General features: G+C 60.7%; 10 protein-coding genes. 3 read left to right on the top strand and 7 right to left on the bottom strand.

Translation table 11 applies throughout. The features are described 5' to 3' along the window. Positions 1–2: 2 nt before the first annotated feature. Entirely contained in the window at positions 3–1,529 is a 1,527-nt protein-coding gene (locus tag H097_RS23535; RefSeq protein WP_032862806.1) for a CoA-acylating methylmalonate-semialdehyde dehydrogenase, read from the bottom strand. Between the two features lie 131 nt (positions 1,530–1,660). On the opposite strand from H097_RS23535, the gene H097_RS23530 reads away from it, so the two are divergent. The 3 genes from H097_RS23530 (at position 1,661) to H097_RS23525 (ending at position 4,742) form a co-directional block, all read left to right on the top strand. Further along, positions 1,661–2,608, top strand: a complete 948-nt coding sequence (locus H097_RS23530; protein ID WP_032862805.1) for a LysR family transcriptional regulator — start codon at positions 1,661–1,663, stop codon at positions 2,606–2,608. 185 nt (positions 2,609–2,793) lie between these two features. Then, on the top strand, positions 2,794–3,894 hold the full coding sequence (locus H097_RS28260; RefSeq protein ID WP_156356826.1) for a hypothetical protein: 1,101 nt from the start codon (positions 2,794–2,796) through the stop codon (positions 3,892–3,894). 557 nt (positions 3,895–4,451) lie between these two features. Beyond that, positions 4,452–4,742, top strand: a complete 291-nt coding sequence (locus H097_RS23525; protein ID WP_032862804.1) for a DUF3077 domain-containing protein — start codon at positions 4,452–4,454, stop codon at positions 4,740–4,742. A gap of 292 nt (positions 4,743–5,034) precedes the next feature. Here H097_RS23525 and H097_RS23520 read toward each other — a convergent pair whose 3' ends face one another. The 6 genes from H097_RS23520 to recC all read right to left on the bottom strand — a co-directional run bounded on the left by H097_RS23520 (position 5,035) and on the right by recC (position 16,679). Beyond that, positions 5,035–5,526: an OmpA family protein gene (locus H097_RS23520; protein WP_032862802.1), complete on the bottom strand. Its 492-nt coding sequence runs from the start codon at positions 5,524–5,526 to the stop codon at positions 5,035–5,037. A gap of 4 nt (positions 5,527–5,530) precedes the next feature. Beyond that, positions 5,531–6,799, bottom strand: coding sequence for a diguanylate cyclase (locus H097_RS23515; RefSeq protein ID WP_032862801.1), 1,269 nt, complete (start codon positions 6,797–6,799; stop codon positions 5,531–5,533). After that, positions 6,796–7,368: a YfiR family protein gene (locus H097_RS23510; protein ID WP_032862800.1), complete on the bottom strand. Its 573-nt coding sequence runs from the start codon at positions 7,366–7,368 to the stop codon at positions 6,796–6,798. The genes H097_RS23515 and H097_RS23510 overlap by 4 nt, the downstream gene beginning before the upstream one ends. A 139-nt stretch (positions 7,369–7,507) precedes the next feature. Beyond that, the gene (gene recD, locus H097_RS23505) at positions 7,508–9,556 is read right to left on the bottom strand and encodes an exodeoxyribonuclease V subunit alpha (RefSeq protein ID WP_032862798.1); all 2,049 of its coding nucleotides are present in this window, start codon (positions 9,554–9,556) and stop codon (positions 7,508–7,510) included. Then, entirely contained in the window at positions 9,553–13,233 is a 3,681-nt protein-coding gene (recB, locus tag H097_RS23500) for an exodeoxyribonuclease V subunit beta (RefSeq protein ID WP_032862797.1), read from the bottom strand. Before recB ends, recD begins: the two co-directional genes overlap by 4 nt. Beyond that, positions 13,233–16,679, bottom strand: a complete 3,447-nt coding sequence (recC, locus tag H097_RS23495; RefSeq protein WP_032862796.1) for an exodeoxyribonuclease V subunit gamma — start codon at positions 16,677–16,679, stop codon at positions 13,233–13,235. The genes recB and recC overlap by 1 nt, the downstream gene beginning before the upstream one ends. Positions 16,680–16,797: the final 118 nt, after the last annotated feature.

The following is a 16,797-nucleotide window of genomic DNA, read 5'->3' as shown; positions in this document are numbered from 1 at the left end:
GATCAACGCAGGTTGATGGTGGTGTTGACGCCATCATTGACACTGCTGTCGTCGAACCAGCGGCTGGTGACGGTTTTGGTCTGGGTGTAGAACTGCACCACTTGCTTGCCGTACGGGCCCAGGTCGCCGAGTTTCGAACCACGGGAACCGGTGAAGCTGAAGATCGGGACCGGCACCGGGATCGGGATGTTAATGCCCACCTGGCCGACGTCGATTTCGCTCTGGAATTTGCGCGCCGCCGCACCGCTCTGGGTGAACAGGCCAGTGCCGTTGCCGAACGGGTTGGCGTTGACCAGGGCGATAGCTTCGTCGAGGGTGTCGACTTCCAAAACCACCAGCACCGGGCCGAAGATTTCCTGGGTGTAGATCTGCATGTCGGTAGTCACGCCCGAGAACAGGGTCGGGCCGACGAAGTTACCTTGCTCGAAGCCCGGCACCTGGATGCCGCGCCCGTCCAGCTCCAGCTTGGCGCCTTCTTTCACGCCGCTTTCGATCAGGTCGAGGATACGTGCCTTGGCGCGTTTGGAAATCACTGGGCCAACGTCCGTTCCGGCTTCGCTGCCGGCGTTCACTTTGAGTTTCTGCGCCAGGGCCTTGAGGTCCGGCAGCCATTGCTTGGCGGCGCCCACCAGCACCACCACCGAAGTGGCCATGCAGCGTTGACCGGCAGCACCGAAACCGGCGCCGACCAGGGCATTGAGGGTTTGTTCGCGGTTGGCGTCCGGCAGGACCACGGCGTGGTTCTTCGCGCCCATCATCGACTGCACGCGCTTGCCGTGTTTGCCCGCCAGGTCGTAGACGTGGGTGCCGACGGCGGTCGAGCCAACGAAGGACACGGCCTTGATATCTTTGTGGGTGCAGAGTGCGTCCACCACATCCTTGCCACCGTGAACCACGTTCAGCACGCCCGCTGGCACGCCAGCCTCCAGCGCCAGCTCCACCAGCATCAGGGTCGACAGTGGATCCTGCTCCGAAGGCTTGAGCACGAAGGTGTTACCGCAGGCGATGGCCATCGGGAACATCCACAACGGGATCATTGCCGGGAAGTTGAACGGGGTGATGCCAGCACACACGCCGATCGGTTGACGCAGGGTGTAGGTGTCGACACCACCGGCCACGTTCTCGGCAAATTCGCCCATTTGCAGGGTGCCGATGGAACAGGCGTGCTCGACCACTTCCAGGCCACGGAAAATATCGCCTTCAGCGTCGGCAATGGTCTTGCCCTGCTCGGCGCTGAGCACTGCGGCAATGCGCTTGGAGTGCTCGCGGATCAGGGCCTGTAGCTTGAGCATGATGCGCATGCGCGCGCCGATTGGCGTCAGCTTCCAGGTCTGGAAGGCGCGCTGGGCGGCGTCGATGGCAGCGTTGACTTCATCGGCCGTGGCAAAGGGCACACGGGCCAGGACTTGCTGGGTCGCCGGGTTGACGATGTCTTGCCACTCGGTGGTCTTGGACTCGACCCATTCACCGTTGATCAACAGTTTGGCCTGTTTCACGGTGGTGTCGGCAGACGTAAGCGATGCGTTCATTGTGGTCTCCAGATCTTGTAGTTATGCAGAGAGCCAAGGCGTGAAGCGCCTTGAGGATGAGGCGTTCGGACGATTTTTGGAGTATAGATGTGCAAACATCCAATAAGAACCCACATAAAAGCCGGTCCAACATGCAAAAAAACATCACATCCTTGGGGTCGCTGAACTGGGATGACCTGAAGTTTTTCCTCGAAGTAGCGCGCACCCGCAAGGCCAGCGTCGCCGCCAAGCGCCTGGCAGTGGACTACACCACCGTGTCGCGGCGCATCAGTTCCTTGGAAGGATCCCTGGGCACCCTGTTGTTCGAAAAATCCCGCACCAGCGGCTTTGTCCTGACCAACGAAGGCCAGCGTTTGCTGGGTTACGCCGAGTCCATCGAAAGCACCCTGCACATGGCCTGCGAACAAGTGTCCGGCTCTGGTGTGGCGTTGTCCGGGCATGTGCGCATGGGCTGCACCGAGGGCTTCGGCAGTTTCTTCGTCACCCCGCAACTGAGCCACTTCGTCGACACCTACCCGGCGATCTCGGTGGATATCCTGCCCCTGCCCCACTTCATCAGCCTGTCCAAGCGCGAAGCCGACATCGTCATCGCCCTGGAACGCCCGGAACACGGCCCCTACGTGTGCTGCAAACTGTGCGACTACAAACTGCAGCTGTACGCGACCCAGGACTACCTCGACCAACACCCCCCCATCCGCCGCCCCGCCGACCTGACCGAGCATCCGTTTATCAGCTATGTGGATGACCTGGCGTTCAGCTCGGAGCTGCTGTACCTGGCCAATGTGATCCCGGGCGCCAGCGCCAGCCTGCGCAGCACCAGCGTGATCGCGCAGTACGTGGCCGCGCAGCAGGGGCGTTCACTGGCGATATTGCCGTGCTTCTTGGCCGCGCAGGATCCGCGGTTGCTGCCGGTGTTGGGGGAGGAGATCACTATTACGCGGCAGTTCTGGATGTATTGCCGGGAGGATTTGAGGAAGTTGAAGCGGATTACGCTGTTGTGGGATTACATCCGCGAGGTGACGGAACAGAACCAGGGGTTGTTGATGGGGGAAACCCACAACATGCAGTTCGTCGATTAATCGGGCCGGCAAGGAATCAGGTGGCCGCACCGTAGAGAGGTCGACAGGCCTTTTTCAAGGTTTTGTGTCAGGTGTTGATACCAGATTTATTTAACCTGAGAGCGCTTCGAAGATACGTTTGACACATATAGGCACAGGTGTAAGGTTTCTGCCACTAACCGTTCACAAGTCGAAAGGAGAACTACATGGAATGGCCAATGGTGCTGCGTGAGCTTCACTTACATGGAGGTGGCCGGATTCTCAGTGGTGGTGACCCCAAAACCACTTGCCGCCCTAACACGGTTAGCAACCGAAGCCTTGTAATTACATTAAAAAGCTTTGGCAGCCTATACTCTGAGGTTAAGAGCTTAGGTCTTAATATAATTGGCTGCGACTTCTACACTACCGATGACGAGGTCAATGGATTCAACCCACCACAATGGCGATCGAAAAACCTCGCTTCACATCCGCTATGGTTATGTAATGAACAATGCAACGAATGGTCATTCATTGCCAACTCAGCCTTTAAGCAGAGCAAGGGGCTTATTTACGATATATCCTCTCGAATTGCACACCAACTTCGAGCCTGTGAATGGAGACTTCGACAGCTCTCGGAGGTTTACCAGCAGCAACTAAACAGCCGTCTGCGGGAGACGCCATTTTTAGCCAACAAACAGTTCCTCGATGGGTACACGTCCCTATGCTACTTAGCACTACAGTCTTTCCTCGTTGACGCCTGCGTACTTAGAGATTACTTATCTGAATTCTATTACGAAATAATAATAAAACCCATGGATTCTGACGCTAATAAAATAACCACTCTGAACGGCCTTTTGAAAAGGTGGAAACAATACCCTCCCACCGATCCGGCAGGTAAAGAACTCCGAGCCTCTGCTCAGCCAGGACAATGGCTTTTTGAACTTGGAGCATATAGAGATCTAGTAGTACATGTAGCCCCCTTAGCAAATGCAGGCAGAACTCTATTTGCCGTCACACGCACCATTGAGATGCCACATGGAGAATTACTACCAGCCATCAAATTACCGCTGCCGGGTAACCCTGCCAGTTTAACAAAGGAACGCGTTACTGGTCGATACTTTCAAGACCCAGACCTGGACTTTGCACGCTTAAAAAACATTATAGAGAACACACCAGACTCTCGTGACTCTTTAGAATATGCGCACCTTTGCACGCAGCAACTCGGGGCAATTGCAAACTCCATATCAAAAATTTCTCCAATTCGCCCAGAAATGCCTTTAATCACGCAAAATGACATTATCGGCGACATAAAATTTAGCTGGAAATAAACCGACTCTATTTCATTACCCTTCACACATCACACCTAAAACTCAAACGACACGCAGTTAATGTAGAGAAAACTAACCAATGGTAAGTTGACACAGACCTAAATTGTTAGGTTCGCGGATACCCTCAATAATTACCGCTCAGTCGCCTACATGTTTTACCCGCAAAACTACGCCCAAATAAGCGCGTTCCAGATCTAATGGAGAACTGAAAAGGTTGTTTGTGAAACTCAAAGGGCCATCAACGAAAATCCCCTTTAAATCGCAGGATGATTCCTAGAGAATATCCGCCCTATTGCGCCGTACCATTTGGATCACTAGCCTCCCCGGGTCGCTGCACATCAGCGATCAGGTTTAGCGACCTGTAGATTCGGCGCAACAGCGCTTCAAAAGTATAGATAGAGCCTTCAGTACCTAGGTCTATTCTGCTATGGCGGCTGTGCGTGGGAGACCTTCGGGTCTGCCGGTTCCGTATCCCGGTTCGCTAACCTGCGTACAGCTGCCACCCTTTTGTGTTTAGCGACATAGATGGGCGGTCCACACCGATGCGGAGTTAGATCATGAAAAAAATCACCCCCGACCCACCGTTTTTCTCTGTCACGACTATCGGCGCAGTCTCATTTGGCGACTACAGCGAGAGCAATCACCCCTTGTTTCGTGTCAATGCCGGCATGCCTTTACCCGAGGCGCTAGAGCATGCATCCACCTTGCTCTATTACGCAAAAACACTCTCGATGGAAGCTGCCATGGATACAAAAAGCGAGCAGTACGCTTGGGCTGCGCACTTTCTGTGCGAGATGGGAAAGGCAGTGGTAGATGACTTGACTCAGGCAATGACACCGAGCAGTTAAGCGGATCTTATTTCCTGTACTCCGCAATTCAAATGCGGGAGCGGGCTCGCTCGCGATAGCGGCGGGTCAGTAGACACGTCCTTGGCTGGACTACCGCTATCGCGGGCAAGCCCAGCTCCCACAGTTGAGCAGCGGCGGGTGCAGAATTTTGGGTCAGCACAAATAAGTGTGGGAGCTGGCTTGCCTGCGATAGCGGCGTGTCAGGCGATGCTTCCCTAGCAGGACTACCGCTATCGCGAGCAAGCCCGCTCCCACAGTTGAACGTATTTCAAATTTAGACCGAGCTGTTGGCTCAGTCGGCGATCACCACAATCGATACCCGGCGGTTTTCGGTACGCCCCGCCACTGTGGTGTTGGGCGCTACCGGCTCGCTGCTGCCCAGGCCGCGCAGTTGCACATTTTCTTCCTTCATACCCACGGCGACCAAGACCTTGCCAACGCTTTTCGCCCGGCGCAGGGACAGTTGCTGGTTGTAGGACTCCTTGCCCGAGGCATCAGTGTGGCCGTCTACGCGCACGCGTTCGATGCCTACGCCAGAGAGGGCCTTGCCGATGCGTTCGACGATTTCAGTGCTGGGCTTGTTGAGTTTTTCGACGTCGCTGCCAAACAGCACTTTACCCGACAGGCCAAATGCCCAGCCTTCGTCAGTCAGTTCGAAGCCTTGTTGCTTGAGCACCGCCACTTGTGCGGGTGTCAGGCCTTTGGGCGGGGCGGTCTGGCAGCCGCTCAGCGCCAGCAGGGCGATAAACAAGGTGATAAAGAGAACGCGTGTGTTAGCAAACAAGGGATCAACTCCTGTGTTGAACATTGGCGACAGAGTGCTCCGACTCCGCCGTGTGCTGGCCACCCTGGGAAAGGCGTTTGGCCTGGTACATTGCCGCATCTGCGGCATTGAGCAGGGCGCCGGGAGTGGCGCCATGATCGGGATAAACGGCGATGCCGATACTGAGTGAGGTCAACACTTGGGTGTTGCCCGGCAGCGGAATGGGTTGGTCCATGCTGGCGATGATTTTGTCGGCGATGCGCTGGGCATCTTCGAGCTTGTGCAGGGGTGAGAGCAGGATGGCGAATTCGTCACCGCCCAGGCGTGCCACCAGGTCACTTTCGCGCAGTTGCGCACGCACCCGCGCGGCCACCGCCACCAGCACCACGTCGCCAGCGGCGTGGCCAAAGCTGTCATTGATGTCTTTGAAACGGTCGCTGTCGAGAAACAGCACCGCCACCCGCTCGTTGAGTTTGGCCGCACTGCGCAACGCGCGAATCAGCCTGCCCTCGAAGAACGCGCGGTTGGGCAGTCCGGTCAGGCTGTCATGGCTGGCCTGGTGAGCGAGGGTTTCGTTCTCGCTTTGCAGGTGGGTTTGCCAGGCTTCCAGTTCGTCGAGCAGGGCATTGAAGTCATTACCCAGGCTGTCGAGTTCGGCAATCTGCGCCGGCGGCACACGCCGGTCGAAAGCCCGTTCGCTGCGCGCGGCGTGGGCCACATCGGCCAGGCGGTGCAGTGGGCCGGTGATGCCGCGCAACATGCGTCGCGCCAGGTAGATCGCCACCCAGCCGCTGAGGGCCGTGCAGACGATGATCCCGGCCAGGCCACTGAGCAAAAAGCGCAACAGACTACCGCCGTGGCCACTCAACTCGACGGTGCCGATTTTTTTGCCATCGCGCAGGATCGGTTGGCTGATGGGCTCTTCAAGCAGCGAATGGGCCAGCTCCAGCTCCACCTTGGACAGCACCCCTGTTTCCGGGCGCACCCAGTGCGCCAGCGTGACGCCGTTCACATCCAACACCCGGGCTTCGGCCACTTCTTCGGTGGAGGCGATCATCGCCAGGGCCTCGGTGGCCACTACGCGGTCGTTGAACACCACTGCCGCTTCCACGGTGTAGTTGATGGAGCGCGCGATCAGGTGCAGGTTGTGATCGGCGTAGACCCGCAGGGCCAGCACACCGAGCAGGGTCAGGGACACACTGGCCATGCCCACTGCCAGCAACGCCACACTCAGGTGCCCGCGACCAAGGACCGAGCGTAATGTGGGGCGGGTTGTGGCGGTGCGCAGCCTCATGGCTCCGGCGCTCGGCGACGGGACAATTGCAGGACGCTGGGATGAATGCGCACACCGCTGCGGGCCACGGAGTCGAGGTTGACCTCGAACGATACCTGCTCATCGCTCACCCGCAGGCAGAACAGGCTGCCTACGGTGCATTGGTCGCCGCCTTCGCTGATGCTCAGCACCGGATGACCGATCAGCGCGGAGAACAGGCGGCTGCGCTCCTCAGGGGTGAGCTTGCCGATATACAGCGCGTCGCAGGCGTTGACGATGGCAGGGTTATCCGCCAGCAGACGCTGGACCACCACCGGCCGGCCGGTGGCCTGGGTGGTGCCCTTGACCAGGTCATCGGTGTATTGGGTCGGGCCAACGATGCACAAGCGCAGTTGGGCGGGCTCTACCGGCCAACGGGCGTAGCTGAGAATCCCCAGTACCACTTGGGTCACTGCCTGGGCTCGCTGGTCGGCTGCACTGGCAGTGGACACCTGGGCAAAAGCCAAAGGCGTGACAAAGCACAGAACGGCCAACAGCAGCATTCGTCTCCAGCTCCAACTACGCTCTGCGGGCGAGACAGCCACGTTCATGCAGCGATTCTCTTTGATCTTCTCGGGATGATGCCGCAACGATAGCATATTGGCGGAAACCCCAGCGAGGCGGGGCCTAGGTAGATTCCGCCATTTATTAAGAAAAAACCTACACAGCGGTCAGGTTTTTCCCACCCCATTACGCACCCAACTCCAACATCAGCCCACTCAAACGTTTCACCTTGCGCCGTACTGCTTCCTCGAAAACCCCGCCACGGGTTTCGATCAAACTGAAGCGATCCTTGGCCCGGGTGATGCCGGTATAGATCAACTCCTTGGTCAACACCGGATTCAACGCATCCGGCAGGATCAGGGCCGTGTGGGCGAACTCCGAGCCCTGGGACTTGTGCACGGTCATGGCGTAGACGGTTTCCACGTCATTGAGCCGGCTCGGCAGGACAAAACGCACCCCGCCCTGGCCATCGTTGCGCGGGAAAGCCACACGCAGCACCTGCGGACCGCCGTCGCTTTCGGGCAATTTCAAGGCGATACCAATGTCGCCGTTCATCAAGCCCAGGCCGTAGTCGTTGCGGGTCATCAGCACCGGACGGCCTTCGTACCATTGCTGGTCGCTGTCGATCAGCCGGGCCTTGAGCAACGCGGCGGTGATGCGCTGGTTGAGGCCTTCCACACCCCAGGGCCCCTTACGCACCGCGCACAGCAGTTGGAAGGCATCGAAGGCTTGTAACAACTGGCGCGCCCAGTCGGTCCAGCGCGGGTCGTCGCGGGGTGTCTCGGCCGCTGGGCGCGAGGTGCGCAACAGGTTCAGGTAATAACGATAGCCGTGGGCATCGGCGCCCTGCCCGTCCAGCACCAGGCGCTCCAGGGCACGGTCATGCTCGCCCTTGAGACTCAGGCGAAACAGGTCATGGCTGCCGGCGTCCAGCAGTTGGCGGGCCTGTTCGGGATTCTGCTGGTTGACCCAGCGTGCCAACTGACCGATGCCACTGCCTTCGCCGAAACGTCGGGAGTAGCGCAGCATGACCACTTGTTGTGCCAGGGGATGACTGGCGTCGAGGTCTTCCTGCAGGCCGCTGCCCGCCAAGCTTTCACCGCTGACGTGTTCCAGCCATTGCCGGGTGTGGGGGCTGTACCAGCCAGCCTCGGCATCCCGGCACAAGTCGCCGAGCACCGCGCCGGCTTCCACCGAGGCCAATTGGTCCTTGTCCCCCAGCAGCACCAGCCGCGCATGGGGTGGCAAGGCGTCCAGCAGGTTGGCCATCATTTCCAGGTCGATCATCGAGGCTTCATCGACCACCAGCACATCCAGCGGCAACAAGTTGCCCGCGTGATGGCGAAAATGCCGGGTGCCGGGACGGCTGCCCAGCAGGCGATGCACGGTGGTGACCTCGGTGGGGATTTTTTCGCGCACCGCGTCAGACACTTGCAGCGAACGCACTTGCTGGCTGATGGATTCGGTCAGGCGTGCCGCCGCCTTGCCGGTAGGCGCCGCGAGACGAATGCGCAGCGCCGTGCCCTGCTCCACTGCCGGCGCTTGCAACAATGCCAGCAGGCGCACCACGGTGGTGGTCTTGCCGGTGCCGGGACCGCCGGTGACGATGCTGAACGCGCCGCGCGTGGCGAGGGCACAGGCGAGTTTCTGCCAATCGACCACACCCTCCGGCGGCGCCTGGTCGAACAGGCCATTCAAGCGTTGAGGCAAGTCGGCCAAAATGGCTTCCTGGGTAGCCAGGCGCTGGCGCAGTGCGCTGTCGATGCGCCGCTCATAGGTCCAGTAGCGTCGCAGATACAGGCGCTTGCCCGACAACACCAGCGGCCGGCTTTGCGCTGCCGCGCTGCCATCGACGGCCAGCGCCACCAGCGGGCTCGCCGCCAGGGCGTGGCACCAATGGGCGCCTTCCTGGCCATCAAGCAGTTGCGAGGGCAGCAGCATCACGCCGCTCTGCACGTCACCTTCCGGCGGCAGCGACAGGGCGAAATCCGGGGCACTCAAGGTTTCGAACAAGTCCAGGCACACGTGACCGTGGCCCAGTTGGTGACTGGTCAGGGCCGCAGCCAGCAGCACCAGGGGATCGGCCTGTGGGTCGAGTTCGTGGAGAAAGCCCACGAACGCCTTGTCCAGCGCCCGCAACCAGCCACGCTCGACCCAGCGCGCAAGCAGGTGCATCAGGTCGTCAGCGCGGTCCAGCGGTGCCAGTGCCTCCAACGGCATAGTCGAGAGGCTCATAGCAGGACTCCTTGTTCCCAAGCCGGTTCGACCTTGGGTGGTGGCGGTTTGCCCTGGAACAGCAGGTCCAGGCGCTCGATCAGTTCCCGTGGTGGCCGGGTGAAATACGCGCCCTGGCTCACCGCCTGGGTGCCGCGCAGGAACAGGTAGAGCGCGCCGCCCACATGCCGCTCGTAGTCGTAATCGGGCAGGCGTGCCTTGAGCTGGCGATGCAGGGCCAGCAAGTAGAGGACGTATTGCAGATCATAACGATGGTCAAGAATCGACTGTTCCATGGCCTCGCGGGTGTAGGCCGCATCGTCGGCGCCGAGCCAGTTGGATTTGTAGTCGGCCACGTAATAGCGGCCGTCGTGTTCGAAGGTCAGATCGATAAACCCCTTGAACATGCCATTGAGCAACACCGGTTCGGCGGCCACCCGCGACACGCCGTCGTGGGTGTATTGGCAGACCAGTAGGTCGAGGGCGAGCACGTCGACTTTGTGGCTGGCGAACCAGAACTCCATTTCGATCTGATAGTGCTGCAAGTCACCCAGGGTCACCGATGCCTGCCCATGACCCAGGCCCAGCGGCGCTTGCAGCAGGTGCCCGAGCCAGCCACTGAGGGTGCCGATCCAGCCTTCCCAACCGCGTCGGTTGCAGCGCCGGGCGACCGCATCTTCGATGGCTTCGGGCGTGACGTTGAAGCCCTCGTTACCGGCCCATTCCAGCAGCCCATGGAGAAAGGTCCCGGGGTTGGGACCGCGCGGGAAACGGTGGATGTCACCGCCAGACGCGGCGACTTCCCGTGGTGCATCCGGGTCCAGGCGTTCGTCGTCGAACAGCTTTTGCGCTTGTGGGCTTTCCGGGGCCTCCAGGCTGGCGGCGCTCATGCTTTCGCCAATGCGCAGGGCGCTGTAGGAGGCAATCCACCAGTTTTCCGCCGCCTTGCGCTTGGGTAGCAGCGGCGCAAGCAAGGTCGCTTCATTGCGCGGTGGCTGGTAGGTGCTGGTGTCGGCGTCTGGCATTTGCCCATAGGCAATCGCCGCGAAGCCGTCCTGCAAGTCCATCAGCCAGCGGGCCAGGGCTGCGGACTCACCCAGGGGCGCGCCGCCACCCAACAGATAGCCCAGGGCCGAGAGGTGCAAGACTGAACTGTTATTATTGCCACGCTTGAGGTCAGCCACGCCGAGCCAACAGGCATGTTTGGCCCGGGTCAGGGCCACGTAGAACAAGCGCAGGTCTTCGGCCAGGCGCTCGTCATCGGCCTGGGCGATCAGTTCGGCGGTGGGTTTGAGGCTGACCTGGGACTTGCCGTGGGCATCGTGGTAGTGCAGCGGCAAGCGGCTGCCGTCGACGGGCTTGGCCGAGCAGATAAACGGCAGGAACACCAGGTCGTATTCCAGGCCCTTGGATTTGTGGATGGTCACCACCTTGACCAGTTGCTCATCACTTTCCAGGCGCAGGATCTGCTCTTCACCGGCCTGGCCCGAGAGTGCCAGGTGTTCGGCCAGATGACGAATCAGTGCTTGTTCACCGTCCAGTTCAGCAGCCGCTTGTTGCAGTAATTCGCACAGGTGCAACAGGTTGGTCAGCACGCGCTCGCCATCGCTGCGGGCGATCAGGGTTTGCGGCAATTTGAAGTCATGCAGCAGGCGCCGCAGCATTGGCAGCACGCCTTGGGTCCGCCAGACCACGCGGTAGTCGCGAAACTGCATGACCCGCTGTTCCCAGGCCAATTCGTCCTGGTTCAGTTGCTCCAGTTCCGCCAGCGACAGGTTGAGGGTGACGCAGGCCAGCGCGGCACGCAGCGGGCGCTCGACATCGGGTTCGGCACAGGCCTTGAGCCAGGCGAGCAGGTCGTGGGCTTCCTGGGAGGCGAATACCGAATCCTTGTCCGACAGATACACACTGCGCACGCCACGCGCGGCCAGTTCACCGCGCACGGCCTGGGCTTCCTTGCCGTCACGCACAAGGATGGCGATGTTCGACGGCTGCACCGGGGTGAAGTCCGCATCCTTGATAAACCCTGCACTGCCCTGCTGGCCGCCATTGAGCAACGCGACGATCTGGCTGGCACACGCGCCGGCCAGTTGTTGGCGATAGAGCACATTGGAGATCGGCTGGTCGGTGGGCAGGTGCCAGATATTCAGGGCGGGCAGTGTGTGGCCATCAACCTGCAATTGTTCCTTGCGGCCTTGGGACGATACCGGCTGGAACGGCACCGGGTTCTCGCCGTCTGGCTCGCGGAACAGAAACGCCCCACGTCCGGTTTCCGCACGCTCGAACACATGGTTGACCGCCTCGACCATGGCATGGCTGGAACGAAAGTTGGTGCCCAGGGTGTGCAGGCGCCCGGTCGTGGCCTGGCGCGCGCGCAGGTAGGTGTAGATATCAGCGCCGCGAAAGGCGTAGATCGCCTGCTTGGGGTCGCCGATCAGGAACAGCCCGCTGTGTGGGTTGTTGTCTTCGATGCGGTAGATGCTTTCGAAAATCCGGTACTGCACTGGGTCGGTGTCCTGGAATTCATCGATCAGGGCCACCGGGAATTGCTCGCGGATCACGCTGGCCAAGCGCTCGCCGCCCTCGGTTTGCAGCGCGGCGTCCAGACGAATGAGCATGTCGTCGAAGCCCATCTCGGCCCGCCGGCGCTTCTCATCCTCAAAACGTTTACCCACCCACGCGGCCGCGTGTTGCAACACGGCGGCGTCGGGTGTTGGCAGGGCGTCGAGGCTGGCTTTGAGCCCCGCCATGGCCTCGATACCGGGATGATGGGGCGCGTCGCCCTTCCAGGCTTCGGCCATGCCGTCGGGCGTCAGGCGGGTGAAGCCGGTGCCGATATCCAGTTGCTCCAGGGTTTCGTCGGCGGCCCAGGCGCTGATTTTCTCGAACCAGGGTTCAAAATAACGGGCCTGCATTTTACGGCCATCGACAGCCTTGGCGGCGACGGCTTGCAAACAGATCTCGCGCAGCTCGGCGGCCCATTGTTGCCAAGGGGCCTTGATCGCCACCAGGGCCTCACGGCGTTCGTGCAGGCAGGCCTCGATCAGTTCGGCCGGCTCGCGCGGGTCGTCACTGGGGCGCTCACTGCCAAACAGCGCACGCACCCGGGGCATCAGCGCCGCCGGGCCGCCCCAGTTGTTGCGAACCCAGTTCAGGGCATCGCCGTGCATCGGGTAGCAGAACAGGCGCCAATAATCGCGCAGCACTTCGCCGAGCAGGTCACTGTGGTCGGTTTCCAGGGTCTGGGTAAACAGGCTACCACTGTCGAAGGCGTGCTCGCGCAGCATGCGCTGGCACCAACTGTGGATGGTCGAGACGGCGGCTTCGTCCATCCATTGCGCGGCGATGTCGAGTCGGTTGGCGCAGGCGGGCCATTGGTCGGTGCTGTACTGATCGCGCAGTTCGGCGATCAGCGCATCGGGCTGCTGGATTTCATCCCGAAAGTACCGTGCGGCCTCCGCAAGACGGGTGCGGATGCGTTCGCGCAGTTCTTTGGTCGCGGCATCGGTGAACGTTACGACGAGAATTTGCGGCGGCAGTAATTCGCGGCCAAAACCGGCTTCGTCGCCACCATGACCCAGGACCAGGCGCAGGTACAACGCCGAGATGGTGAAGGTCTTGCCTGTGCCGGCGCTGGCTTCAATCAGTTGGCTGCCGTGCAGCGGAAAGGCCAGGGCCAGGGGTTTGGTGGCGCTCATCAGTGAGCCTCCTGGCTGGTCAGTGATCGCCAGGGAGCGGTGATCAGTGGACGGTACAAGGTTTCACACCAGCCTTCGAAATCCTCGCTGGCAATCAGGGCCGCATAATCGGGAAATTGCCGGGTGAGTGCAGGGCTTTCGCGGCGCTCGCCATCGTGGGTGATGCCATCGCCTTCGTAGGTTTTAAGGGCGGCAGCCTGGGCTTTGTCCGGGTCAGTTTGGCCGAGCCAGGCAAACGCGGTTTTGACTGCCACCGGTAGTGGCTCGCTCATGCCAGCCTGCCAGGCCAGGAGCAGGTTACCGAGGATGTCCTGGGCCGTATTTTGCTGCAGAGGGGCCAGCAAGAGGGTGTCATCACTGGCCACCAGGCCGGTGCTCAAGGGCAAGCCACACGCACAGGCCACCAGGTGATTGACCCATGGGCGGATCAGGCGATGCCATTTGCGGGTCTTGATCGAGCCGATGCTGTTGGGGATGGTGGTCACGCTGAGCAAACCGCCATCACTGCGGCCGTGCAAGCCGCTGATCCAGCCATCGAGTTCAATACCCTGGTGCGTGAAGCTGACAGGTTCTGCCGTGTTGTGGGGCACAGGCCAAAGCGCCAGGAGTTGCTGGTAGCGCTGCAGCAAGTCAGGCAAGGGCTCGATCAGTTCATTACGCAGGCATTCGCCGAAACCCACCATGGGCAACAGGCCACTGCCTTGAAGACGTTGCGCCTGGGCCTCCAGGGCTTGCTCCAGATGGTCCGGGTCGGTCAACGCGGCAGCGAGCAGGCTGTCGCTCAAGGTGTAGCGCTGCAAGGCATCGAGGACAAAAGGCTCTTCATCGGCCAGGGGTACTTCGGCCGCTTCGAAAAACACCTTGAGGCGCTGGCTGAAGAAATGCCTGACGGGGTTGCGCAGGAAGTCTTGCAACTGTCCCAGGCTCAAAGGGTCTTCCTGGAGGTAGGGTGCCAGGCGGGTTACTTCGCCGGGCTCGCCTTGGGCTTCATGTAACAGCTGCCATTCGCGGGCGTAGCTGAACAGTGGATCACCCTCGTGGAAATAGCGCGCACTGAAGGGTTGCAGCGGATGTTCCTGGGTCATTGCCTCCAGCAGCGGCGGCTCCTGGGCATGTTGCCAGCCGCTGGCCAGGTGGTCGCGCAACTGGCCGATCAGCACAGAGGCTGGGCGCTCGCTGTTGTCGCGGATACTGCGCCCCACCCAGCTGATGTAGAGCTGGTCGCGCGCCGAGAGCAGGGCTTCAAGCAATAGATAACGGTCATCTTCGCGGCGAGAACGGTCGCCGGGCCGGTAGTCGCTGCCCATCAGGTCGAAATCCAGCGGCGGCTGGGCGCGAGGATAGTCGCCATCATTCATGCCTAGCAGGCACACCAGCTTGAACGGAATCGCACGCATCGGCATCAGGGTGCAGAAGTTCACGGCACCCGCGAGGAAGCGCTGGGACAGGCGGCCCTGGTCGAGGCCGGCAAGCCAGGCCTCACGAACGACGGTCAATGGTAATTCGTCATACAGGCCGACGGACTCGCAGGTTTCCAGCCAGTCTTCGCGCAGTTGCTCCAACTGGCCCAGCAGATAGTCATCGTGTTCATTGCTGGGCAGGAAGAAGCGCTGCATCAGGTCTTGCAGGCGTACGCCCCAGGCTTGCGGTGTCGCCGGTTGTGACAGGGCTTGGTGGGCATCGTGCAGTGCGTCAAGCAAGGCGACCAGTGGGCCGATCAGCGCGGCGTCGAGGCCGCCGATTTCGTCATAGGGCTCAATGCCAGCGCAGGCTGCGCCGCTGCCGACGGCGTAGCCCAGCAGCATGCGGCGCAGGCCGAAACGCCAGCTGTTCTGCTCCAGTTCAGTGGGCAGGCCAAGGTCTGCGCGTTGTTCGGCATTAAGGCCCCAGCGGATGCCGGCGCCTTCTATCCAACGGTGCAGGGTGGGCAGGTCGCGCTCCTGGATGGCGAAACGTTCGCGCAGGGCGGGAACGTCCAGCAAGTCGAGGATTTCGCTGACTGGGAAGCGGCTGTCCGGGAGTTTGAGCAGATGTTCGACCGCGATCAACAGTGGATCTCGACCACGCTGGCCCTGGTCAGTCAGGGTGAAGGGGATGAAGCGTGGATCTTTTTTATCCAGTTGGCCGAATACCGCGCGGATATGCGGTGCATAGCTGTCGACGTCCGGGACCATGACGATAACGTCTCGGGGGCGCAGCGAGGGGTTGTCGCTAAAGCGCTGCAGCAGTTGGTCGTGGAGGATTTCCACTTCGCGCTGGGCGCTGTGGGCGATATGGAAACGGATCGAGCTGTCGTGCAGAAGATCAACAGCGGGCCAGCGTTCGCGGGTTTCGTTGAGCGGGCGCAGCTCGAGGATATCGTCCTGCAACTGGTTGAGGATTGTGGTCGGCTCGCTGTCGCTGAACAGGTCGATACGACCGTCGCGGAACGCTGAGCGGTAGCTGTTGGGATCGTCGTAGCTGTCCAGCAGGTTGATGTAGTCGCGACCTTGCTTGCCCCAGGCGGCCAACAGTGGGTGGGCGTGCTGGTGCAAGGTTTGCGGGTCGATGGTGACGGGCATCCCGGTCTTGCGCGCCTGGCGTTTGTATTCGTTTCTCAGCAGGTCTTTATCGGCAACGATGTCGGACCAGTGGTGACGGCAAGGGTTGTGTACGCAGAGCAATACCTGGCTGAAACGGGCCAGGCCGGCCAGAGCCTCAAGGGCCTGGGCCGGCAAGGAAGAAATGCCAAACACAATGACTCGGGACGGCAGGCCTTGCGGGGCGGTCGCCAGGTGATTGATACGTTCGATAAAACGCTGATGGACACCGGCCCGGCTCTGCGCCATACCTTCCTCCCCGACATCCAGCAGCAACGCCCGCCATAGCTCGGCCTGCCAGCAGTTCGCGGGGCTCAGAGCCTTGGCCTCGCCTCGGACATTGCGCAGTTGGTGACGGCCAGCCGCCCAGTCCTCCAGCCAGTCTGCGCGGTAAACCTGATATTGGTCGAACAGGTCGGCCAGGCGCTCTGCCAGTTGGTAGCGTTTGCGCAGGTCGGTGTCATGGGTGAGGAAGCGTTGCAGGGGCTCGAAGTGCGGTTGGTCGATCAGCTCGGGCAATAGGCGCATAAGACGCCAGGTCAGCGGGGCTTTATCCAACAGGGATTTGACCGGGATTTCGTCACGGCCCAGCACCATGCGATAGAGCTGCCACATGAAACTGCCGGGCAGTTGCACGTCGATCGCAGCGGCGATGCCGCAGCCACCCATATCGTCATCTTCCGGATCTTCAGCAAGCGCCAATTTGAGCCATTGCGCGATACCGTTGCTTTGCACCAGGGCGATTTCGTTTTCCAGGGGAGCCAGTGGGTAACGGCGCATCCAACTGACAACCAGGCTGCGCAGTTCATCCAGGCGATTGCCGTGGACGACCATGAATCCAGCGCTGAGGGACGTTGCATCCGGCATAACGGCTTCCTTGGGAAAAGCAAAATCGAGGGAGGGACTTTAGCATTGAAGGCGGGTGCAAGCTGCAAGCAGCCCCTTTCCGAGCGCCCAAAACAAAACCCCAACTGCTTTCGCAATT

Origin of the sequence: Pseudomonas sp. FH4, from assembly GCF_000510915.2 — a bacterium.
GTDB lineage: Bacteria > Pseudomonadota > Gammaproteobacteria > Pseudomonadales > Pseudomonadaceae > Aquipseudomonas > Aquipseudomonas brenneri.
This window is presented reverse-complemented; position numbering and strand designations above follow the sequence as displayed.

What these genes read in the sequence shown, in the direction of transcription:
- H097_RS23515 (WP_032862801.1), bottom strand. Translation starts at nt 6,799, where the DNA reads ATGAGGCTGCGCACCGCCACAACCCGCCCCACATTACGCTCGGTCCTT.
- H097_RS23530 (WP_032862805.1), top strand. Translation starts at nt 1,661, where the DNA reads ATGCAAAAAAACATCACATCCTTGGGGTCGCTGAACTGGGATGACCTG.
- H097_RS23525 (WP_032862804.1), top strand. Translation starts at nt 4,452, where the DNA reads ATGAAAAAAATCACCCCCGACCCACCGTTTTTCTCTGTCACGACTATC.
- recD (WP_032862798.1), bottom strand. Translation starts at nt 9,556, where the DNA reads ATGAGCCTCTCGACTATGCCGTTGGAGGCACTGGCACCGCTGGACCGC.
- H097_RS23510 (WP_032862800.1), bottom strand. Translation starts at nt 7,368, where the DNA reads ATGAACGTGGCTGTCTCGCCCGCAGAGCGTAGTTGGAGCTGGAGACGA.
- H097_RS23535 (WP_032862806.1), bottom strand. Translation starts at nt 1,529, where the DNA reads ATGAACGCATCGCTTACGTCTGCCGACACCACCGTGAAACAGGCCAAA.
- recB (WP_032862797.1), bottom strand. Translation starts at nt 13,233, where the DNA reads ATGAGCGCCACCAAACCCCTGGCCCTGGCCTTTCCGCTGCACGGCAGC.
- H097_RS28260 (WP_156356826.1), top strand. Translation starts at nt 2,794, where the DNA reads ATGGAATGGCCAATGGTGCTGCGTGAGCTTCACTTACATGGAGGTGGC.
- recC (WP_032862796.1), bottom strand. Translation starts at nt 16,679, where the DNA reads ATGCCGGATGCAACGTCCCTCAGCGCTGGATTCATGGTCGTCCACGGC.